Genomic DNA, 21,087 nt, shown 5'->3' with positions numbered 1-21,087 from the left:
GTCACAGGTATGAGGCTGCTCTCGGTCAACGTCGGCCGGCCCCGGCCCAACCCGTGGAAGCGCCTTCCGTCGACGGGCATCGACAAGCGGCCGGTGGAGGGCCCGGTCGCCGTCACGGCCCCGGGCCCCAAGGGCACGGGTGAGGTCGGGCTCGCCGGCGACCGGGCGCACGACGTCAAGAACCACGGCGGCACGGACCAGGCGGTGTACGCCTACGCACGCGAGGACCTCGACGCGTGGGCGGCCGAGCTGGACCGGCCCCTGTCGAACGGCGACTTCGGGGAGAACCTCACGACCCAGGGCCTGGACGTCAACGGCGCCCTGATCGGCGAGCGCTGGCGGATCGGCCCGGACGTCATCCTGGAGGTGACGTCCCCGCGCATCCCCTGCGTGACCTTCGAGGGCCGGCTGGGCATCGAGGGCTGGATGACCCGCTTCACGGAGGCGGCCGTGCCGGGCGCGTACCTCCGGGTGATCGAACCCGGCGACGTCCGCGCCGGCGACACGGTGGAGATCGTGCGCCGGCCGGCCCACGACGTGACCGTCGCCCTCACCTTCCGCGCCCTGACCCGCGAACCCGAGCTCCTCCCGCGCCTGGAGGCCGCCGCCGACGACCTGCACAGGGAGATCAGGGAGCGCGTTCGCAGGCGTCTGTCCGCCTAGTGTCCTGCGCCGGAAGTTCGTCGAAGAATCTGTCGGGTTGCCGGGCTTCGCGACCGGATAATGCTGGACGTCAGGGGAAACGTCTCCTCTGGGCCGAGCGAGGTGGTGCGCCATCGACACAGGACTCTCCGGATCTCCGGCCGCGCTCGCGGCCCACGAAGCGGGCCCCATCCTCGAGCGACCAGGCGCGTCCCGTACCAGGACGCCTGGGGCTGCGGTCGAATGCTCCCTCACCGCCGGCACAGAGGACTCGGTACGGACACGATTCGCCGTACTCGGACCCGTCAGAGCCTGGCGCGGCGAGACGGAACTGGTGCTGGGTCCGCCCAAGCAGCGCGCTCTGCTCGCGTTGCTGCTGACCGAAGCCGGGCATCCGGTCGCCGTCCACGAGATCGTGGACGTCCTTTGGGGGCAGGACCCACCGGACACCGCCGTCAACGTCGTCCAGCGCCACATCGGAGCGTTGCGCCGGCTGCTCGAACCCGAACTCCAGACCGGGGGCGAGTCACGGTGGCTGGTACGTGACTCGGGCGGCTACCGCCTCGACGTGGACCCTGACTCCCTCGACCTGCTCCGCTTCCGGGCCCTGCGGCGGCAGGCGGATCGGGCCGTCCGGGACGGGAGACCGGCCGCCGCGACCGAATCGCTGGTCGAGGCGCTGGCGCTGTGGCGGGGGCCCGTGGCCTCCGGGATCGCGGCCGAGGTGAGATCCCACCAGGCCTTCACCGCCCTCGACAACGAGCATCTGGCCGCCGTCAAGGAGGCGGCCGAACTGGCACTGGAGTCCGGAGGGGGGCTGGGCGCACGGGTGCTGGTGACGCTCCGGCAGGCCGCCGCACAGCATCCGTTGGACGAAGGACTGCAGGCCGAACTGATCCTGGTGCTCGCGGCCACCGGGCACCATGCCGAGGCCCTGGACGTCCATCGGATCGTCCGCACCCGCCTCGCCGACGAACTGGGCGTACGGCCGGGCCCCGAACTACAGGCCGCTCAGCGACGTGTCCTCCGCTTCCGTGCCCCGACGTCGTCCGCGGGCGGCGAGCCGGCCGAACCCGGCGAAAGCCCGGGAAGGGCGGGGGAGGATGCCGCGGAGGTACAGGCGGGCACGGTCCGTACGGTGCGTCCGGCGCAACTCCCCGCGGACATCGCCGCCTTCAGCGGCCGTCGCGATGAACTCGCCCGCGTCCAGGACCTGTTACCCGTATCCAGTGAAGCCTTGTCGGCGGTGGTGATCAGCGCGATCGGCGGCATGGCCGGGGTCGGTAAGACGACCCTGGCGGTGCACTGGGCACACAGCGTCGCCGGCCGTTTCCCCGACGGGCAGCTCTTCGCCGACCTGCGCGGCTTCCATCCCACCGGTTCGATCATGAGCGCGGCCGAGGTGTTCCGATCGTTCCTCGAAGCGCTCGGCGTCCCCGCACAGGGCATACCCGCAGGCCTGGACGCGCAGGCCGCGCTGTACCGCAGCCTCCTCGCCGACCGGCGCGTCCTCATCGTTCTCGACAACGCGCGGGACACCGAGCACATTCGCCCCCTGCTGCCCGGCACGCCCGGTTGCTTGGTCGTCGTCACCAGCCGCAACCAGCTTTACGGCCTGGTGGCCGGCCAGGGCGCGCATTACCTGACGCTGGACGTGCTCAGCCACGCGGACGCCCGCGAGCTCCTGTCCCGCCGGCTCGGAACCGAACGCGTCGCACGAGAACCCGACGCCGTCGCGGAGATCATCACCCTGTGCGGACGCCTTCCCCTGGCGCTCGCCATCGTCTGTGCCCGCGCGGTCGTGAACCCGGGCTTCCCACTCGCGTCCGTCGCCGCCGAATTACGCGAGAGCGAGGACGGTCTCGACGCGTTCTCCGGCGAAGTACCCGCCGCGGACGCGCGCAGTGCCTTCTCCTGGTCGTACCGACTCCTCACCCCCGCGGCCGCCCGGGTCTTCCGCCTGCTCGCCCTGCACCCGGGGCCCGACTGTTCGCTCGCCGCCGCGGCGAGCCTGACCGGGCAGCGGGCCGGCCAGGTCCGTCCGTTGCTCGCGGAGCTGGTCCGCGCCCATCTGCTGACCGAGCCCGTGCCGGGCCGCTACGGCTGCCATGAACTGCTGCGCGCCTATGCCTCCGAACTGGGCCGTGCGCAGGACAGCGCACCGGACCTGGACCTGGCCCGGCGCCGCGTGCTCGACCATTACCTGCACAGCGCGCACGCGGCCGACAGCGCCCTCGCGCCCGGTAGGGAACGCATCTCGCTGCGGCCCCACCTGCCCGGTGTGACCGTCCCGCGTCTCGCGGACCAGGCCGACGCGGCCGACTGGCTGGAGGTCAACCGTTCGGTCCTGCTCGCCGCGATCGAGGAGGACGCGCGGCACGGCAGCGGTGAGCACAGCTGGCGGCTGGCCGCGACCCTGGACCTGTATCTGGACCACATCGGCCGCTGGCAGGAACAGCTCGGTGCGCAGACGACGGCGCTGGAGGCGGCCCACCGCCTGGGCGACATCCCGGGTCAGGCCCATGGGCACAAGGCACTCGGCCTCGTCAGCGGTCGCTTCGAGCGGTGGGACGAGGCCGACGCCCATCTCGCGCGCGCCCTCGAACTGTTCGCCGAGATCGGCGACCGCACCGGCCAGAGCAGAGTCCATCGCCATTCCGCCTACCTGGCCAACCGGCGTGGACGGTACGAGGAGGCGCTCGCCCACTACGCCGACGCGAACGCCCTCTACCGCACGATCGGCCGGCGCAACGGCGAGGCGAATGTCGCCAACGAGGTGGGGTGGACGTACATCCTGATGGGCAGGTACGAAGAGGCCCTGGAGGAGTGCGGCCGGGCACTTTCGATCCAGCGGGAGATCGGCGATCGCAACGGCGAGGCCGCCGCGTGGGACAGCCTCGGCTACGCCCATCACCACCTGCACGAACACGACCGGGCGCTCGAGTGCTACGAGCACGCGTTGCGGCTGTACCGCGCGATCCGCGACCGCTATCTGGAGGCCGACACTCTGGTGCACGTCGGCGACACCCACCGTCCGGCCCGCCATGACGGCCGGGCCGCGCGGGCGTGGCGCGACGCGCTCGGCATCTTCGAGGAGATCGACCACCCGGAGGCCGCGCAGGTGCGCGACCGGCTGAAAGGCCTTGCCGTACCCGATCCGTCCGCGCGTCAGTGAATCGTCAGCTTTCCGGAAGCCGATTCTGCCTACGCTCCCCGCGCGCCGCTCGGTCATGACCCGGAGGCGCGTACGGCATCTCCCCCGGGGGGCGAACATGACCACTGACGCGGCCGAAGCGCAATCGATGGACGGCATCGCGAGCATCGCGGCGCCTGGAACGATCGCGGAGTACAGGACCGATTCAGTGGAGGATTATCTTCGGTTCTGGAAGGGGAAAGTGATCTTCAGGAGTGTCACGCTGCTCGGAAATCGGGAGAGATCATTCCGATATCGCCTTCGCCTGTACAGCAGCGGCCCGGCCGAGCTCGGGGAGATCTTGTACGGGGAGGATGCCCAACTCGACTTCGTGGAGGTCGTCCCGAAATTTCGGATCAGTATCCCCCTGAACGGGGTGATCGCCTACAAGCACCGCGACGTCGAGAACACCGCGGACAAGGCCAACGCCGCGATCTTCGGACCTGGTGATCCCAGCGCCGTCAGGCGCTGGCCCGGCGGCACCCGAATTCTGACGATGCGGCTCGACAGCGAAGTCGTCGATGCCGCGCTCAGGGGGATGACCGGCGCTCCCGCCGGCCGGCCGATCGTGTTCGCGCCGGCTCTGCCGATCGACGTCGAGCCCGCGGCCAGCTGGATGAGTCTCGCCGCCAACATCGGCCAAGCGTCCGCGCTGCTCAAAAATCCGCTCGTCGCGGCTCCCTTCGCCGACAGCCTGGCACGTGGCCTCCTGCTGGCGAGCCGCCATCGGTACACCCGGGAACTCGAGCGGGCGGTCTCCGTACCCAACTCGGCCACCGTGCGGGCCGCCGTCGACTTCATCGAGGAACACGCCGACACGCCTGTGACCGTTTCGCAGATCGCGCTGCATTGCCGGGTCAGCGCGCGCACCCTGCACAATGCCTTCAAACGTCATATGGGGATGTCACCCATGGCGTACGCGCGCCGCGTGCGACTCGGCAAGGTCCACGCCGACCTGCGAACATCTGACCCCAGCACGGTCACCGTCGCGTCATTGGCGAACAAATGGGGCTTCACGCACCTCGGACGGCTCGCGGCGGAGTACCGCTCGCTGTACGGGACACTTCCGTCTGAAACTCTGCGCCGCTCGCAGTAGCCGTATTGCCCAGGGACGCTGGTCGACCTGGTGATGGGTGGTTTGCCGCCGGTGGCGGGGTGGGGCCGGTGGTGGTCGTAGTGATGGAGCCAGGGCTTTGCGGCGGGTTTGTTCGGAGGTGTGGAAGCGCCCGAGTGCCCAGCCGCCGGCGAGGGTGCGCCCTTGATCGTCACCGCCCCGGACACACTTCGCGAGCGAATCCGCGTTCTGCACCGGACAGAGCTGATCCACACCGCCACCCGATGGCGCCCAGGAGCCGAGCCGGACACCTCGTCCGCGGTCACCAGGCTCGCGATGAAATCAATCGCCCACCGCTACCAGCAACTCGACCACGAGATCAAGGCTCTGGACGGGCATCTCCAGCGGCTCACCGAACAAGCCGCACCCGACCTCATCGCCGTCAAAGGGTCCGGCGCCCAAACCGTTGGAGCATCGCTCATCACGGCCGGAGACAACGCCGGTGGCCGATATCCGCCGCCTTGAATCCGAATAGCGCAGAAAAGGAAACCAGATCTTCCGGCGCACAGGTCACCGAACTACCGTCATCGACACCTGCCAATTCGGCGCTGGTCGCAAATTCCGCGGACCCGGCCCGACCGGCTCGTGAACGGCCGGAAATCGTCGAGAAGTTTGGAGAAATCGTGAGACTGAATCGTTTCATCACCCCTCTCGTTCTGGCCGTCGGCCTGTTGGTCGGAGGGGGGCAGGCGGCCTTCGCCGCGAATCCGGCGTCGCATACCGCCGTCGCTCCGGTCGCCCACGGTCCGGCTGTTGTCCGGAACGTCTCCCCGTACATCCCCGCGTCGGACGCCGGCGGTCATGCCGTCGATCGAGCGGCCTCTCCCGCCGCGAACGCTCCGGCCGGCTGGATACGGTGGGGGACCGTCACCTGGGCCGTGGGCAACTTCCTCTACCTCGAGACCTGCAAGCTCACCGCCGAATCCCTGTCGGCCGACTACGCGTACTTGGGCTATTACATCGCCTGCCTCGACTACAACGGCTACCTCGCTCTCTACCTCAAGCGGTGATCGCCGTCATGCGATGAATGACTGAGGGGCGCCGCCCGGCCGACGGCCGGGCGGCGTAGCCGGCTTCCGTGCCGCCCGCCGCCGGCTACAGCCAGCCGCTCTTGCGGAACCAGCGGTACAGCCCGACGCAGCCGCCCACGATGATCATCATCACCGCCGGGTAGCCCCACCACTGGTGCAGCTCGGGCATGTGCTCGAAGTTCATGCCGTACACGCCGGTGACCATGGTCGGCACCGCCAGGATCGCGGCCCAGGCCGAGATCTTGCGCATGTCCTCGTTCTGCTGCATGCCGACCTGGGCGAGGTGCGCGTTCAGGACGTTCGTCAGGAGCTCGTTGTGCGAGTCGACCTGCTCGTCGACGCGCAGGAGGTGGTCCAGGACGTCGCGGAAGTACTCCAGCGTGCCCTGCGCGACCGTCACGCGGCCCTTCACGATGTCCTGCAGCACCGGGATGAGCGGGTCCTCTGCGCCGCGGAACTCCAGCACCTCGCGCTTGAGCTCGTAGATGTCCTCGGTGACCGTGGTCCGCTGCGGGGCGAACACCCGGCGCTCCAGGTCGATGATGTCGGTCTCGACCTCGTGCGCGATCGCGCCGTACCGGTCCACGATCTCGTCCAGCACCGTGTAGAGCACCGCGCTCGGCCCGTGGCGGAGCAGCTCGCCGTCGGCCTCCAGCCGCTGGCGTACGGCCTTGAGCGGCAGTCCCTCGCCGTGCCGGACGGTGATGACGAAGTCCCTGCCGAGGAACAGCATGATCTCGCCGACCTCGATGTCGGATGTCGCGTCGATGTAGCGCAGCGTCTTGATGACCACGAACAGCATGTCGCCGTAGCGTTCGAGCTTCGGGCGCTGGTGCGCGTGGACGGCGTCCTCGATCGCAAGGGGGTGCAGCTTCAGCTCTCCGGCGACCTGGTCGAACTCATCGGTGGTCGGCTCGTGCAGGCCGATCCACATGAAGCTGTCGCCGACTTCGCGGGCGGCGTCGAGGGCGTCGCTGAGGTCGCCCTGGACATCGTCGCGAACACCCTTCCGATAGATGGCGCAATCCATGATCATGACGGCATTATCCCGGGTGAGGCGCTGATGAGGGCGACCCATGACCTACCCGTGACCTTCGGGGTCAATCGCCGTCCCTTGTGCGGCTACAGTTCACGACGTGGCAACTCTCCTCTTGGTGCGTCACGGGCTGACCGAGATGACCGGACCGGTGCTCGCCGGCTGGACGCCCGGCGTGCACCTCAACGAGCGCGGCCGGGCGCAGGCCGCCGAGCTCGCGGCGCGACTCGCGCCCATACCCCTCGACCTGATCGTGGCGAGCCCGCTGGACCGCTGCCAGGAGACCGCCCAGGCGGTCGTGGCCGGCCGCGACGGTCTCCAGCTGCGCACCGACGACCGGTTCGGCGAGGTCCGGTACGGCGAGTGGACCGGCCGTCCCCTCGAGGAGCTGGCCAAAGAAGAGCTCTGGAAGGTCGTCCAGGCCCACCCGAGCGCGGTGCGCTTCCCGGGCGGTGAGGCCATGGCCGACGCCCAGCACCGCGCCGTGACCGCCGTACGGGAGTGGAACGACGGCCTCAAGCCGGACGCGACGTTCCTCGTGTGCAGCCACGGCGACATCATCAAGGCGATCATCGCGGACGCGCTCGGCCTCCACCTGGACCAGTTCCAGCGCATCCAGGCCGATCCGGCCTCGCTGACCGTGATCCGTTACACGGAGACGCGGCCCTTCGTCGTCCGCCTGAACGACAACGGCGGGAAAGTCGACGATCTTCTTGCGAAGTCCGGCCAGGACAGTGACGCGCCGGTCGGTGGCGGAGCGTAGGGTCGTCCTCATGCCGGTCATCGCATACGACATGCCCGAAAGGTTTGTGGCGGGCACCGTTGGCCAGCCTGGCGACCGCACCTTTTTCCTGCAGGCTCGGGCGGGCCGCCGCGTCACGAGCGTGGGCCTGGAGAAGTTCCAGGTCACGCTGCTGGCAGAGCGCCTCGAAGAGCTGCTCGATGAGGTGTTGCGCCAGGGCGGCGCCGCCGCCGTACCCGCGGTCGCGCCGGTCGAGCTCCAGGACGACGAGCCGCTCGAGCAGCCGATCGAGGAGGAGTTCCGGGTCGGCACGATGGCGCTCGCCTGGGACCCCGACGACGAGCGCGTCGTGATCGAGGCCCAGGAGGTGACGGAGGGTGAGGACGACGAGGCCGAGATCGGCAGCGAGGACCCCGCCGTCGTCGTCCTGCGCGTCCGCATCACCGCGGGCCAGGCACGCGCCTTCGCCCAGCGAGCCCTCAAGATCGTCGCCGCGGGCCGGCCGCCCTGCCCGCTGTGCGGGCTGCCCCTCGACTCCCAGGGCCATGTCTGCCCCCGTCAGAATGGCCATCTTGGCTGAAATGTCGATCGCACGGACACTAGAGCCATGAGTCAGCCCTCCCGGTACGGCGTGGGCGGCGACGGATCGGTCGGCCCGGCCGACACCGAAGCCGCCATCCGCCTGCTCCAGCATGGCGAGATCACCGTCGAGGGACGGCTGGTCGCGGCGACCAACGCGACGCTGTACTGCGCCATCGAGTTCGACGATCTGCGGGCCAACTGCGTCTACAAGCCCATCTCCGGAGAGCGCCCGCTGTGGGACTTCCCCGACGGCACCCTCGCCGGCCGTGAGGTCGCCGCGTACGTCATCTCCGAGCACATGGGCTGGCAGGTCGTGCCGCCGACCGTCCACCGCGACGGCCCGTTCGGGCCCGGCATGGTGCAGCTGTGGATCGACCACGACGCCGAGGTCGACCTGCTGACGCTCTCCCGCGGCGAGGACCCCGCCGTACGCCGCATGGCCGTCTTCGACGCCGTCGTGAACAACGCCGACCGCAAGATCGGGCACCTGCTGCCGACCACAAGCGGACACGTGTACGGATGCGACCACGGCGTCTGCTTCTCCGACGAGTACAAACTGCGCACCGTCCTGTGGCAGTGGCGCGGCAAGGACCTCACCGGAGAGGCGGTCGAGGCCCTGCAGAAGCTCCGGCGCGCCTTCGGCCGCGACGGCCTGGTCTCACGGCTGAAGAGCCTGCTGAGCGAGGAGGAGGTCGAGGCCACCCTCGGCCGCGTCGAGCTCATGCTCAAGCACCGCATCCACCCCTACCCCCCAGAGGACTGGCCCGCCATTCCCTGGCCGCCGGTGTAGCCGTGTGCACGGCGATCGTCGGGTACGACCCGGGAGCGCGGGTGCCGCTGGTCCTGGCCGGCGTACGTGACGAGATGACCGCGCGCGCCTGGCGTCCTCCCGCCCGTCACTGGCCGGACCACCCCGGCCTGATCGGCGGCATCGACGAGCTGGCCGGCGGCACCTGGCTGGCGCTCGACCCGGCCGCGCCGCGCGTGGCCTGCGTCCTCAACGGCCGGGGCCGCGAGGCGCCCGCGTCCCTCCGCCGGTCCCGCGGCTCGCTGCCGCTCACGCTCGCCGCGACCGGCGCGCTCGACGGCGACCTGGAGGGTTTCGACCCGTTCCACCTCATCGGCGCGGACCCGTCGGGCGTGAGCGTACGGAGCTGGGACGGCGAGCGGCTCGTCGTGCACAAGCTGGAGCCCGGCCTGCACTTCGTGGTCAACAGCGGCTTGGCCGAGGCGGGCACGGAGGGCGGCGACGACTTCATGTCCGCCCGCGTCGCGCACTTCCGCCCGCTGTTCGAGTCCGCCGCACGCGACCGGCCGGCGTGGCTCCACCTCCTGGACGGCGACGGCCTGGACGTCTCCGACGACCGGGCGCTGATCGTCCGCCGTGACCTGGGCGAGGGCCGGATCTGGGGAACCACCTCGGTCTCGCTGGTGACGTTCGGCCCGGATGGAGTCCGCTACGACTTCTCCGCCGCACCCGGCGACCCCGCGTCCTGGCGCACCGTCCCCCTCACCTGAGTCAGGTCCCGGCCGCCCACGCGCGGGAGAGGAAGGCGAAGGCGTCCGGCAGCACGCTGCGCACGTAGTCCCAGTCGTGGCCGCCCGGCCGTACGTCGAGGACCGCCGGCACGCCCTCGGCGTCCAGCAGCCCCTTGAAGCGCTGCGGCTCACCCCGCACCACCGGGTTGGTCTCGCTCGCGGCGGCGGCCAGGAAGATCTTCAGGTGACGGGCGGCGGCGAGGTTCCGGTCCGGCCGGTTCGCCGCGATCACGCTCGCGTCGCCGCCGAACATGCGGGACGGGTCGTCGACGTCGAAGTACCCGGAGATGGACACGACCGTGCCGAAGACGGCCGGGTGCCGCAGCGCGAGGTTCATCGAGCCGTACCCGCCCATGGAGAACCCGCCGATCGCCCGGTGCGCCGCGTCCCGCCGGTGCGTGCCCTCGACCGCCGGGATGACCTCATCGAGCAGCCGGTCCTCGATCCGGTCCGAGCCGTCGGCGGCGTTCGCCCACTCGGTGTCGTCGTGGTGGCTGCCGTTCCCGTCCGGCACGGCGAGCACGAACGGGGTGCCGCCGTGGGCGACGTAGGCCGCGACCCGCTTGGCGAGCCCCTCGTAGTTCACGACGCTCTCGGGGTCGCTCGGCACGCCGTGCAGGAAGTAGAGCACCGGCAGCGCGCGCGTCTCAGGGACGTCGGGCCGCCAGACGTAGACGCCGTGGGCCTTGTGGTCGGCCGGGTCGGTGACCTGGATCCGGGCGAGTCCGGGCCGCGCCGGGCCGGGCGTCTCGCCGTCCGCCCGGGTCTCGGCGGAGCCGTGGTGCACGCCGAGGTTGACCGAGACGTACGCCGTGCCGAGCGCGAAGGCCAGTGATCCCGCCCACAGAAGAAGACCCGCGGAGCGCGGGCCTCGGTGGCAGGCCTTGCGATGTTTCGGCACGATGCAGGCGGAATCCCGGCGATCAAGGGGACGGGGGGCGAGCGGCACCACATTCGCACACCCGCCGGGGGCCGGCGCGCGGCCTCGCGCGGGAATGACAAGTCTTTACCGTTCACAGAGGTGACGATGATCTCGGCACCCGGCGCGGGAGCCGCGTCCGTAACGCTCCTGCGGCGTGGATAGGCTGCGTGGTATGCGATCGTGGCCCGCCCCCAAGGTCCCCGGCCTGGCCGAACACGGCCTGCCGCCCGCGGAACCTCCGCTCAGACTGCACGACTCGTCCGCGGGAGCCCTGCGCCCGGTCACTCCGGGCCCGGTCGCGAGGATGTACGTCTGCGGCATCACGCCCTACGACGCGACCCATCTCGGTCACGCCGCGACCTATCTCGCCTTCGACCTGGTCAACCGGGTGTGGCGCGACGCGGGGCACGAGGTGGATTACGTGCAGAACACCACCGACGTCGACGACCCGCTCCTGGAGCGTGCCAGGGACATCGGCGAGGACTGGCGGGCCCTGGCCGCGCGGGAGATCGAGCTGTACCGCGAGGACATGACCGCGCTGCGCGTCCTGCCGCCGCGCGAGTACGCCGGCGCGGTCGAGTCGATCCCGCTCATCATCGAGTTCATCGAGCTGCTGCGCTCGCGCGGCGCCGTGTACGACCTCGACGGCGACCTGTACTTCCCGATCTCGGCCGACCAGAGGTTCGGCTCGGTCAGCGGCCTGACCCCGGCGGGCATGCTGCCGCTGTTCGCCGAGCGCGGGGGAGACCCCGGCCGCAAGGGCAAGAAGGACCCGCTGGACGCGCTGCTCTGGCAGGCCGAACGCCCGGGGGAGCCGTCCTGGGACTCCCCGTTCGGCCGCGGCCGGCCGGGCTGGCACGTCGAGTGCGCCGCGATCTCGGTGCACAACCTGGGCATGTCCTTCGACGTCGAGGGCGGCGGCTCGGACCTGGTCTTCCCGCACCACGAGATGGGCGCCTCCCACGCCGAGGTCGCGACCGGCGAGCACCCGCACGCGCGTACGTACGTCCACGCGGGCATGGTGGCCCTGGACGGCGAGAAGATGTCCAAGTCGCGCGGCAACCTCGTGTTCGTGTCGGGCCTGCGCGGCGACGGCGCCGACCCGATGGCGATCCGCCTGGCCCTGCTGGCCCACCACTACCGCTCGGACTGGGAGTGGACCGCCGACGACCTGACCCGCGCCCAGGCCCGCCTGGCCCGCTGGCGCGAGGCGGCCCGGCTGGCCGGTGGCCCGGCGGCGCGCGACCTCGTCGCCGACGTCCGCCGGCACCTCGCCGACGACCTCGACGCCCCGTCGGCACTGGCCGCGGCCGACCGCTGGGTGGATCACGCCCTGAGCATCACCGCCGAGGACCGCGAGGACGAGGGCGCCGCCCCGGACCTGTTCCGGCTCACGGTCGACGCCCTGCTCGGCATCGCCCTCTAGGCGCAGCGCCTGGGGGAGTGTCACAACGGCAGGCCGGGCCCGCCCCAGGCCACGGACCTGCGCAACATATGTGAAACAAATGGTGATCCGTTCTTGACACGCCCGGCGCGGCGATGAAAATTTGAACGATCAAAACCGGTGATCTCCGGGCACCTGCGCCGAGGAGTGTGCCCATGAGCGGCCGAGACGCGACGGGCGTGACGATCTCTCAGGTCGCCGCTGCCGCCGGCGTCTCGCGCCAGACCGTGTCCAACGTCCTGAAGGCGCCCGAGCGGGTCGCGGCCGAGACGGCGGCGCGGGTGCGGCGGGCGATCGACGAGCTCGGCTACCGCCCGAACCGCGCGGCGCAGAACCTCCGCGAGCGGGCGAGCCGCTGCATCGGGCTCAAGATGGTGCCCCCCGCCGGGGTCAGCAACCTGCTCGACCGGTTCCTGCACGCGCTCACCGAGGCCGCCGGGCGTGCCGGCTACCACGTGCTGGTCTTCGCCACCGTCGACGACGAGCTCGCCACGTACGAGGACCTGATCCGTACGGGCACGGTCGACGGCTTCGTCCTGTTCGACGTCGAGGTCGAGGACCCGCGCCTGCCCTGGTTCGCCGGGCGGGGCATCCCCTTCGTGTGCTTCGGCCGCCCGCGCGGTCACCGGCAGGACGAGTTCCGCTGGGTGGACGTCGACGGCGCGTACGGCGTCGCGCGGGTCGTGGACCACCTGGCCGCGCGCGGTCACCGCCGTGTCGCCTACCTGGGCTGGCCGGAGGGGACCGGGTTCGGAGACGAGAGGCGCGCCGGCTGGGCCGCGGCGGCACGGCGTCACGGGCTGGAGGTCGGTGACCTCGACGGAACGAGCGCCGAGACCGTCGACGCGGCGGCCTCGGCCGCCGCCTGGCTGCTGAGCCGCCCCGACCCGCCGACCGCCTTCGCCTGCGGCAGTGACACCTTCGCGGTCGGCGCGCGGCTCGCGGGCGGGAACGGCCCCGGCGGGCGGCCGAACGTCGAGGTCGTCGGCTTCGACGACTCGTTCGCGGCGACCCTGATGTCGCCGCCGATGTCGAGCGTGCGCCAGCCGCTCGCCGAGGTGGCGCGGCGCGTCGTCGCGCTGCTCATCGGCGAACTGCGTGGCGCGGGCGGCCCTCCGGAAGGAGTGCTGCTGAGACCGGAACTGGTCCTACGGGAGTGGCGGGGGCCCGAGCCCGTGAACTGAAGTGCGAAAGAACCCTAGGAAGGGGAGTGGAAGTGGCATCGATAGCGCGAATCACCCGTGGGGTGGTGGCCGTCGTGGCGACGGTGACCCTCGCGGCCGCCTGCGGCGGCTCGTCGGATGACAAGAAGTCCGGCGCCGCGACGGGCGAGCTGACCGGACGCGGTCCGATCACGCTGGCCCAGGGCAAGGACACCTCGGGCAACGTCCAGAACCAGATCAACACCTGGAACAAGGCGCACCCGCAGGAGACGGTGCGTCTCATCGAGCTGCCGGAGAGCGCCGACCAGCAGCGCCAGCAGATGGTGCAGAACGCCCAGACCAAGTCCGACGCGTACACGGTCCTCAACCTCGACGTGGTGTGGACGGCGGAGTTCGCGGCCAACCGGTGGGTCACCGCGCTGCCGAAGGACCAGTTCACGCTCTCGAAGTTCCTCCCCTCGGCGGTGCAGACCGGTGAGTACCGCGGCAACATGTACGCCGCGCCGTGGAAGACCGACGCCGGCCTGCTCTACTACCGCAAGGACCTGCTGCAGAAGGCGGGGATCACCACGCCGCCCAAGACCTGGGCCGAGCTGCAGACCGACTGCTCCAAGATCAAGGGCGTCGGCTGCTACGGCGGGCAGTTCGACAAGTACGAGGGGCTGACCTGTAACTTCTCCGAGGCCGTCGACAGTGCCGGCGGCACGGTCGTGGACGCCCAGGGCAAGCCGAACGTCAACACCCCGCAGGCCAAGGCGGGCCTGAACTTCCTCGTGCAGGGCTTCAAGAGCGGGATGATCCCCAAGGAGGCCATCACGTACGAGGAGGAGGACGCCCGGCGTGCCTTCGAGAAGGGCGACCTCGTCTTCCTGCGCCAGTGGCCGTACCAGTGGGCGCTGTCGAGCAAGGCGCCCAAGGTCAAGGGTAAGTTCGACGTCGCGCCGCTGCCGGGCCTGAACGGCCCCGGCGCCCCGACCCTCGGCGGCCACGACCTGGCGATCTCCTCCTTCGCCAAGAACAAGGCCACCGCGCTGGACTTCATCAAGTACCTCACCAGCGAGAACACCGAGCGGCTCAACCTGATCGCCAGCTCCGAGGCGCCGACCCTCGCCTCGCTGTACGACGAGCCCGCGCTGCAGCAGAAGTTCCCGTACCTGCCGACGCTCAAGGCCTCCCTCCTCAACGCCAAGGCCCGGCCGCAGGCCGTGCGCTACAACGACGTGACCACCGCCATCCAGGAGGCGGTCTACGGGGCGCTCACCGGGAAGACGAGCACCGACCAGGCGCTCGCCGACCTGCAGACCAAGCTCGGGCCGCTGACCCAGCAGTAGCGGCTGAACCGTGGCGGGACGCCCCCGGCGTCCCGCCACGGGCTCCAAGGAGGAGTCATGACCATTACCACCGCCGGGCCGGTCACCGCCCGCAGGCGGCGGCGCCGCGACGTCCAGGGCTCGGGCCGCCTGGCCGCCACGCTGCTGTCGCCGACCTTCATCGTCCTAGCGCTGGTCGTCGGCTATCCCGTCATCGCGGCGCTGTACCAGTCGCTGTTCCAGCGCGGCCAGGGGCTGGACGCGAACGGCTTCGTCGTGCAGGGCGACAAGTTCGTCGGCCTGAAGAACTACCGCGACATCTTCACCGGCCCGAGCTCCCACGCGTTCTGGAACGCCTTCGGCAACACCACGTTCTTCACCGTCGTGGGCGTCTTGGTCGAGACCGTCCTCGGCGTCCTGATGGCCCTCGTCATGCACCGGGCCTTCCGCGGCCGCGGCTTCGTACGGGCCAGCATCCTCGTCCCGTGGGCCATCCCGACCGTGGTCTCCGGCCTGCTCTGGCGCTGGGTCTTCCAGGCCGACGGCGTCGCCAACGCCGTCATCGGCAAGCAGGTGCTGTGGACCACCGAGGGCTTCCACGCCAAGCTCGCCGTCCTCATCGCCGACACGTGGAAGACCGCCCCGTTCGTCGGCCTGCTCGTGCTCGCCGGGCTCCAGGTGATCCCGCGCGAGGTGTACGAGGCGGCCCGCGTCGACGGCGCGGGGGCCTGGCAGACGTTCTGGCGGATCACCCTGCCGATGGTCAAGCCCGTGCTGCTCGTCGCCGTGCTGTTCCGTCTCCTCGACGTGCTGCGGATGTTCGACCTGCCCGTGGTGCTGATCGGCCTGCACAAGGACTCGGTCGAGACGCTGACGATGATCGCCTACGACGAGGCGACCAACCTCAGGTACGGCCCCGCCGCCGCGTACGCCACGATCCTGTTCGTCTACGTCGCGGTCGTCGCCTACGCGTTCGTCAAGCTGCTCGGCGCCGACATCATCGGCGACATGCGGCAGGCGCGCCCGGCCAAGCCCGCGAAGCCGAAGCGCAAGCCGCTGACCGTCCCCCGGGAGGTGACGACATGACCACCGCCGTCGCTCCCGCCCCGCGGGCACGCCGCGGGTCCGCCCCGCGCAGGTTCCTCCCGTACGCCGGCATGGCGGTCGTGGTGATCTACTGCCTGGTGCCGTTCTACTGGATGGTCGTCTCGGCGTTCCGGCGCCCGGAGGACCAGTTCGAGAACACCGCGCTGCCCGCGCCCTGGTCGGTGAAGAACTTCTCGGCCGTCTTCAAGCCGGGCGTCGGCTTCGGGCGCAACCTGCTGAACAGTCTCGTCGTCGCCGGGCTGACCACGGTGATCACGCTGGTGGTCGGCACGCTCACCGCGTACGCGCTGGCGCGCCTGCACTTCCGGTTCAAGAACGCCGTCCTGGGCGTCGTCATCGCCACCTCGATGTTCCCCGGCATCTCGCTGATCATCCCGCTGCTGAAGCTGTTCAGCGACATCGGCTGGATCAACACCTACCAGGCGATGATCCTGCCGACGCTGTCGTTCGCGCTGCCCCTGGCGGTCTGGAACCTCACCGCGTTCTTCCGCCAGATGCCGTTCGAGCTGGAACAGGCCGCGATGGTCGACGGCTGCACGCGCGGCGAGGCGTTCCGCAAGATCATCATCCCGCTGTCGGCGCCGGGCGTCTTCACCACGGCGATCATCACGTTCATCGCCGCGTGGAATGAGTTCATCATCGCGCTCAGCATGGTGAACAAGAAGGAGATGCAGACCGCCACGGTATCGATTTCCAAGTTCACCGGCGCGTACGGTTTCGACCAGCCCTTCGGTACGCAGATGGCGGCCGGCGTGATCGTCACGGTCCCGCTCGTCATCGTCGTACTGATCTTCCAGCGCCGCATCATCGCGGGCCTGACCGCCGGCGGCGTGAAGTAGCCCTGCCCCGACCGCCGGCCCCCCGGCATCGAAAGGACGACGTGCACGCGAAGGACTCCGCGCCCTGGTGGCGCAGCGCGGTCATCTACCAGATCTACATCCGGAGCTTCGCCGACGGCGACGGCGACGGCGTGGGCGACATCGCGGGCATCCGGTCCCGGCTGCCGTACCTGCGCGACCTCGGCGTCGACGCCGTGTGGATCACCCCGTGGTACCCCTCGCCGATGGTGGACGCCGGCTACGACGTCGCCGACTACACCGGCATCGACCCGGTGTTCGGCACGGTGGCCGGCGCCGAGGAGTTCATCGGCGAGGCGCACGACCACGGCCTGCGCGTGATCCTGGACATCGTGCCCAACCACACCTCGGACAAGCACGCCTGGTTCGAGGCGGCGCTCGCGGGCGGGCCCGGCAGTCCCGAGCGCGGACGTTACGTCTTCCGTACGGGCAAGGGCGCGTCGGGCGAGCTGCCGCCGAACGACTGGCAGGGCATGTTCGGCGGCAGCGCCTGGACCCGGGTGCCCGACGGCGAGTGGTACCTCCACCTGTTCGCCGAGGCCCAGCCGGACCTCAACTGGGAGAACACCGAGGTCCGCCGCGACTTCGAGAAGGTCCTGGCCTTCTGGTTCGACCGGGGCGTCGACGGGTTCCGCATCGACGTCGCGCACGGGCTGATCAAGCAGGAGGGCCTGCCCGACGTGGGCGAGTCCGGCGACGTGCTGGAGCCGACCAAGCGCGAGGACCACCCGCACTGGGACCGCGACGGCGTCCACGAGATCTTCCGCGAGTGGCGCAAGGTCGCCGACCGCTACGACGGCGAGCGGATCTTCACCGCCGAGGCGTGGGTGAGCGGCCCCAAGCGGCTCGCCCGCTACGTACGCCCCGACGAGCTGCAGACCGCGTTCAACTTCGACTACCTGCGCGCCCCGTGGGAGGCCGCGAAGCTGCGGGAGGTCATCGACTCGAGCCTGGAGGCGCTGGGTGAGGTGGGCGCGCCCGCGACCTGGGTGCTGTCCAACCACGACGTCGTACGGCACGTCACGAGGTACGGCCGCGCGCACACCGAGGGCCGCGGGCCCCGCGCCGACGAGACCGCGCCGCTCGACCTCGACATGGGCCGGCGGCGGGCCCGCGCGGCCGCGCTCCTCATGCTCGCGCTGCCCGGCGGCGCGTACGTCTACCAGGGCGAGGAGCTCGGGCTGGCCGAGGTGGAGGACATTCCCGAGGACCAGCTCCAGGACCCGGTCTGGGAGCGCTCCGGGCACACCTCCCGTGGCCGCGACGGCTGCCGCGTGCCGATCCCGTGGTCCGGCGACGCGCCACCGTTCGGCTTCGGCCCGGACGGCGCGGCGACCTGGCTGCCGCAGCCGGAGATCTGGAAGGACCTCACCGTCGAGGCCGAGTCCGGCGACCCCGCCTCGATGCTGGAGCTGTACCGCGCGGCGCTGCGCCTGCGCCGCGAGCACCCGGCGCTCGGCGAGGGCGATCTTCACTGGGAGGAGACCCCGGAGGGCGTGCTGCTCTTCTCCCGTACGCCCGGTTTCGTCTGCGCGGTCAACCTCTCCGGCGCCCCGTACACGTTGCCGGCCCACACCGGAGTGCTCCTCGCCAGCGGCCCGGTCGAGGGCGGCGCGCTCCCCGGCGACACGGCGGTGTGGCTGGCCGTCTGATCCGTCCGAACTCGGGGGACATCGAGGAGGTACCCCATGCGAAGACGTTTCACGGCGTTCGCGGTCGCGTTCGTCCTCATCGCCGGTTCCGGCACGGTGCACGCCGTGCCGGGCCGCGCGGCGGCCCCGCCGAGACCGGGTGAGCTGACCGAGAAGACCCGGCTGCCCGACCGGCGGTCGGTCGTCATCGGCGACCGGTTCTACTCCGTCTCCACCGAGGACGGTCTCTATCCGGCGGCCGGCTGGCACACGGCGGGGGAGATGGGGGGCCTCTGGACACCCCCGCTGAAACTGCTCGACGGCGTGTGGTTCGGCCTCGGCGGCGCCTGGCTCGGCGGGCAGGTCAAGGCCGAGAGCTTCACCGCCGGGCAGGGCTACACGCGGATCCGGTACGACACCGGCGGCGTGCGCGTGGACCGTACGGACGTCGCCCCCGACGGCGTACGCGCCGGGCTCATCGGCCTCACGCTCACCTCGCCCAGGGCGCGGACCGTACGCCTGGACGTGGACGCGCACTCGGAGCTGATGACCGCCTATCCCTGGGGGTCGACCACGCCGGACCAGCAGGCGGGCAACCTGCCCGACACCGGCGCGTACGACGGCGGATCACTCGTCTTCCGCGAGCGGGGCACCCCGGACGTGCCGAACGCCCCGGCGCACGACTTCGCGGCCATGGTCGCCGCGGACCGTACGCCGGTCGCCCACGAGCTGGGCGCGGGTCACCGGGGGCCGCAGGACCCGCCGGTGATCTGCCCCGCCACCGGCACCACGCCCCAGCGCTGCGACGACTCGTCGTTCGGCAAGGGCACGGGCGGGCGGCTCTCCTATGACGTGCGGCTGCCCGCCGGGCACGGCACCACGGTCTGGCTGGCCGTCGCCGGCTCCGACCACGGCACCGCCGAGGCCCGCGCCGCGCTCGGCGCCGCCCTGCGCGACCCGGCCGGCCTGCTCGCCCGCAAGATCGCCGCCCGCCGGTCCGCCGCCGCGAACACGGTGGTCGACCTGCCCGGCGACCGCCTGCTCCAGCGGAGCGTCGAGTGGAGCAAGCAGAACCTCGCCGACTCCGTACAGCAGGCCGACGACCTGCGCCTGCGGGTGACGTCGGAGGGCAAGCGGTACCCGCCGGCCGCGGGCACGCTGCAGCGTGCCCGGTGGATCGGCGCGGGCTGGCCGGACTATCCGTGGATCTTCGGCACGGACGGGGAGTTCACCGCGTTCGCGACCGTCGCCGCGGGACGGTTCGACGCGATCGAGGACCATCTGCGTACGCTCCGGGACGTCAGCGACGTGGTCAACGACCGCAGCGGGAAGGTCGTGCACGAGGTCGTCTCGGACGGCTCGGTGTACTTCGGCGCCAACGACGACAAGGGCAACACGGATGAGACCGCCAAGTACCCCAGCGCGGCGGCGCTCGTCTGGCGCTGGACCGGCGACCGGTCCTTCCTCGACGAGGTGTACGGCTTCGCGAAGCGGAACATGCACTACGTGGTGGGACTGGACGCCGACGGCGACGGCTGGCCGGAGGGGCTCGGCAACGTCGAGCGCGCCGGCATGGGCGTGGAGAAGCTCGACAACACGGTCTACACGGTGCGCGGCCTGTACGACCTGGCGGACCTGGCGCGGGCCGAGGGCGACACGGCCACCGTCTCGTGGGCCACGACGCACGCCGACGGCCTGACCGCGCGCTTCGACCGGGCGTGGTGGAACGGCGGGGACACGCACCAGTTCGCCGACTCGCTGGATGACCCCGATGACCCCGCCAATGACAACACGAAGATCTTCCAGCGGCACTGGATCGGCTTGACGCCGCTTGACGCCGAACTCGTACGGGCCGGGCGGGTCCCGCACCCGCTCGCTTCCGACGAGCACGCCCGTGAGGTCCTGGACCAGCGGGAGAAGCCCTGTTACACGGGAGCGAACGGTCTGTTCCACACGGGAACCGGTCCGACGTCGGCGGAGGGCGGCGACAAGGGGCCCGCGTGTGACACGGCGGTGTCGAGCGTGCAGAGCGACCGCGAGGCGTTCACGATCAACACCGGGATCATGGCGGTCGCCGAGGGGAACTACGGGCGGCTGGCGCAGCAGCGCGTCTACACCGACGACAACGCGCGCCAGCAGCTCGACCCGGCGGTTTACGAGATGCCGGGGGCGATGCCGGAGATCGCGCCGAGCCCGGACTTCGACCCGCCGAACATCGACCGCAAACTGACCGAACGCTCGATGGTCCTGCAGGCGTGGGGAGCGTACGGGAACCTGTGGCCGGTGGTGAGCCAGCAGCTCGGGGTCTCGCCGGACCTGGGCCGGGGCCGCGTGGAGGTCGTGCCGCAGGTGCCGCCGGGCCAGCCTCGGGTGGCGGGCCGCAACGTGCGGCTGGGCCGGGGTTCGGTGGACGTGGCGGCGTGGGCGTCGCCACGGTCCTTGCGCACGGAGGTGACGGCCCGGGTGCCGGGCGCGACCCTGCTGATCGGTCAGGTGCTGCCGGCGGGCGCGTCGGTGAGGTCGGTGACGCTGAACGGGAGAAGCGTCGCGTACCAGATACGGCGGACGGCGCGGGGGAGCGAGGTCGTGACGGAGGCAGGTAAACGGGGCGGCCGGTCGGTACTCGCCGTGACGCTGCGCTGATTTCGTCGCACGGAGAGCCGGGCGCCCCTGCGGGCGTCCGGCTTTCTGTCTGTTATTTGGGGATAATTCGTTTGCTGCATTTATAAGAGCCTGGAAAAGGGGAGCGGGAATAAATGTCGCGCGCTAATCTG

General features: G+C 70.8%; 18 protein-coding genes and 1 pseudogene. 16 read left to right on the top strand and 3 right to left on the bottom strand.

What is annotated here, in order from left to right:
• Positions 1-9: 9 nt before the first annotated feature.
• From QWU11_RS21990 to QWU11_RS21980, 3 genes are all read left to right on the top strand, one after another.
• Positions 10-663, top strand: coding sequence for an MOSC domain-containing protein (locus QWU11_RS21990; RefSeq protein ID WP_290116046.1), 654 nt, complete (start codon positions 10-12; stop codon positions 661-663).
• A gap of 313 nt (positions 664-976) precedes the next feature.
• Positions 977-3,817 (top strand): BTAD domain-containing putative transcriptional regulator, encoded by a 2,841-nt coding sequence (locus QWU11_RS21985; protein ID WP_290116045.1) that lies wholly within the window; start codon positions 977-979, stop codon positions 3,815-3,817.
• A gap of 97 nt (positions 3,818-3,914) precedes the next feature.
• Complete coding sequence (locus tag QWU11_RS21980) at positions 3,915-4,931, top strand: AraC family transcriptional regulator (protein ID WP_290116044.1); 1,017 nt, start codon at positions 3,915-3,917, stop codon at positions 4,929-4,931.
• Between the two features lie 2 nt (positions 4,932-4,933).
• Here the strand turns inward: QWU11_RS21980 and QWU11_RS21975 are convergent.
• Positions 4,934-5,090, bottom strand: a pseudogene (locus QWU11_RS21975) (IS481 family transposase); the annotation flags it as partial.
• Positions 5,091-5,093: 3 nt separating this feature from the next.
• Here QWU11_RS21975 and QWU11_RS21970 point away from each other — a divergent pair.
• Both QWU11_RS21970 and QWU11_RS21965 read left to right on the top strand, forming a co-directional pair.
• Positions 5,094-5,414 (top strand): hypothetical protein, encoded by a 321-nt coding sequence (locus QWU11_RS21970; RefSeq protein ID WP_290116365.1) that lies wholly within the window; start codon positions 5,094-5,096, stop codon positions 5,412-5,414.
• On the top strand, positions 5,411-5,959 hold the full coding sequence (locus tag QWU11_RS21965; protein WP_290116043.1) for a hypothetical protein: 549 nt from the start codon (positions 5,411-5,413) through the stop codon (positions 5,957-5,959). The genes QWU11_RS21970 and QWU11_RS21965 overlap by 4 nt, the downstream gene beginning before the upstream one ends.
• A gap of 85 nt (positions 5,960-6,044) precedes the next feature.
• On the opposite strand, the gene corA is transcribed toward QWU11_RS21965, so the two are convergent.
• Complete coding sequence (corA, locus tag QWU11_RS21960; protein WP_290116042.1) at positions 6,045-7,016, bottom strand: magnesium/cobalt transporter CorA; 972 nt, start codon at positions 7,014-7,016, stop codon at positions 6,045-6,047.
• A 100-nt stretch (positions 7,017-7,116) separates the two neighbouring features.
• Between corA and QWU11_RS21955 the strand changes: the two genes are divergently transcribed.
• From QWU11_RS21955 to QWU11_RS21940, 4 genes are read left to right on the top strand one after another with little or no spacing between them, the layout of a single operon-like run.
• The gene (locus QWU11_RS21955; RefSeq protein ID WP_290116041.1) at positions 7,117-7,779 is read left to right on the top strand and encodes a histidine phosphatase family protein; all 663 of its coding nucleotides are present in this window, start codon (positions 7,117-7,119) and stop codon (positions 7,777-7,779) included.
• A 10-nt stretch (positions 7,780-7,789) separates the two neighbouring features.
• A complete protein-coding gene (locus QWU11_RS21950; RefSeq protein ID WP_290116040.1) occupies positions 7,790-8,338 on the top strand; it encodes a DUF3090 domain-containing protein in 549 nt (182 codons plus the stop codon).
• Between the two features lie 27 nt (positions 8,339-8,365).
• Positions 8,366-9,130 (top strand): SCO1664 family protein, encoded by a 765-nt coding sequence (locus tag QWU11_RS21945; protein WP_290116039.1) that lies wholly within the window; start codon positions 8,366-8,368, stop codon positions 9,128-9,130.
• A gap of 2 nt (positions 9,131-9,132) precedes the next feature.
• On the top strand, positions 9,133-9,858 hold the full coding sequence (locus QWU11_RS21940) for an NRDE family protein (RefSeq protein ID WP_290116038.1): 726 nt from the start codon (positions 9,133-9,135) through the stop codon (positions 9,856-9,858).
• Position 9,859: 1 nt separating this feature from the next.
• Here QWU11_RS21940 and QWU11_RS21935 read toward each other — a convergent pair whose 3' ends face one another.
• A complete protein-coding gene (locus QWU11_RS21935; protein ID WP_290116037.1) occupies positions 9,860-10,780 on the bottom strand; it encodes an alpha/beta hydrolase-fold protein in 921 nt (306 codons plus the stop codon).
• Between the two features lie 193 nt (positions 10,781-10,973).
• Here QWU11_RS21935 and mshC point away from each other — a divergent pair, with 193 nt between their 5' ends.
• The 7 genes from mshC (at position 10,974) to QWU11_RS21900 (ending at position 20,956) form a co-directional block, all read left to right on the top strand.
• The gene (gene mshC / locus QWU11_RS21930; RefSeq protein WP_290116036.1) at positions 10,974-12,227 is read left to right on the top strand and encodes a cysteine--1-D-myo-inosityl 2-amino-2-deoxy-alpha-D-glucopyranoside ligase; all 1,254 of its coding nucleotides are present in this window, start codon (positions 10,974-10,976) and stop codon (positions 12,225-12,227) included.
• Between the two features lie 173 nt (positions 12,228-12,400).
• Positions 12,401-13,429 carry a LacI family DNA-binding transcriptional regulator gene (locus QWU11_RS21925; RefSeq protein ID WP_290116035.1) on the top strand — a complete coding sequence of 343 codons (1,029 nt, stop codon included), beginning with the start codon at positions 12,401-12,403 and terminating at the stop codon, positions 13,427-13,429.
• 74 nt (positions 13,430-13,503) lie between these two features.
• Complete coding sequence (locus QWU11_RS21920) at positions 13,504-14,739, top strand: ABC transporter substrate-binding protein (protein WP_290116034.1); 1,236 nt, start codon at positions 13,504-13,506, stop codon at positions 14,737-14,739.
• A gap of 57 nt (positions 14,740-14,796) precedes the next feature.
• Positions 14,797-15,804 carry a sugar ABC transporter permease gene (locus QWU11_RS21915; protein WP_290116033.1) on the top strand — a complete coding sequence of 336 codons (1,008 nt, stop codon included), beginning with the start codon at positions 14,797-14,799 and terminating at the stop codon, positions 15,802-15,804.
• Entirely contained in the window at positions 15,801-16,664 is an 864-nt protein-coding gene (locus QWU11_RS21910; RefSeq protein WP_290116032.1) for a carbohydrate ABC transporter permease, read from the top strand. Before QWU11_RS21915 ends, QWU11_RS21910 begins: the two co-directional genes overlap by 4 nt.
• Before the next feature lie 41 nt (positions 16,665-16,705).
• Positions 16,706-18,334: a glycoside hydrolase family 13 protein gene (locus QWU11_RS21905; protein ID WP_290116031.1), complete on the top strand. Its 1,629-nt coding sequence runs from the start codon at positions 16,706-16,708 to the stop codon at positions 18,332-18,334.
• A 36-nt stretch (positions 18,335-18,370) separates the two neighbouring features.
• A complete protein-coding gene (locus QWU11_RS21900; RefSeq protein WP_290116030.1) occupies positions 18,371-20,956 on the top strand; it encodes a hypothetical protein in 2,586 nt (861 codons plus the stop codon).
• The last annotated feature ends 131 nt before the right edge of the window (positions 20,957-21,087 follow it).

Origin of the sequence: Actinomadura sp. DC4, from assembly GCF_030406325.1 — a bacterium.
In the GTDB taxonomy this organism is placed as follows: Bacteria; Actinomycetota; Actinomycetes; order Streptosporangiales; family Streptosporangiaceae; genus Actinoallomurus.
This window is presented reverse-complemented; position numbering and strand designations above follow the sequence as displayed.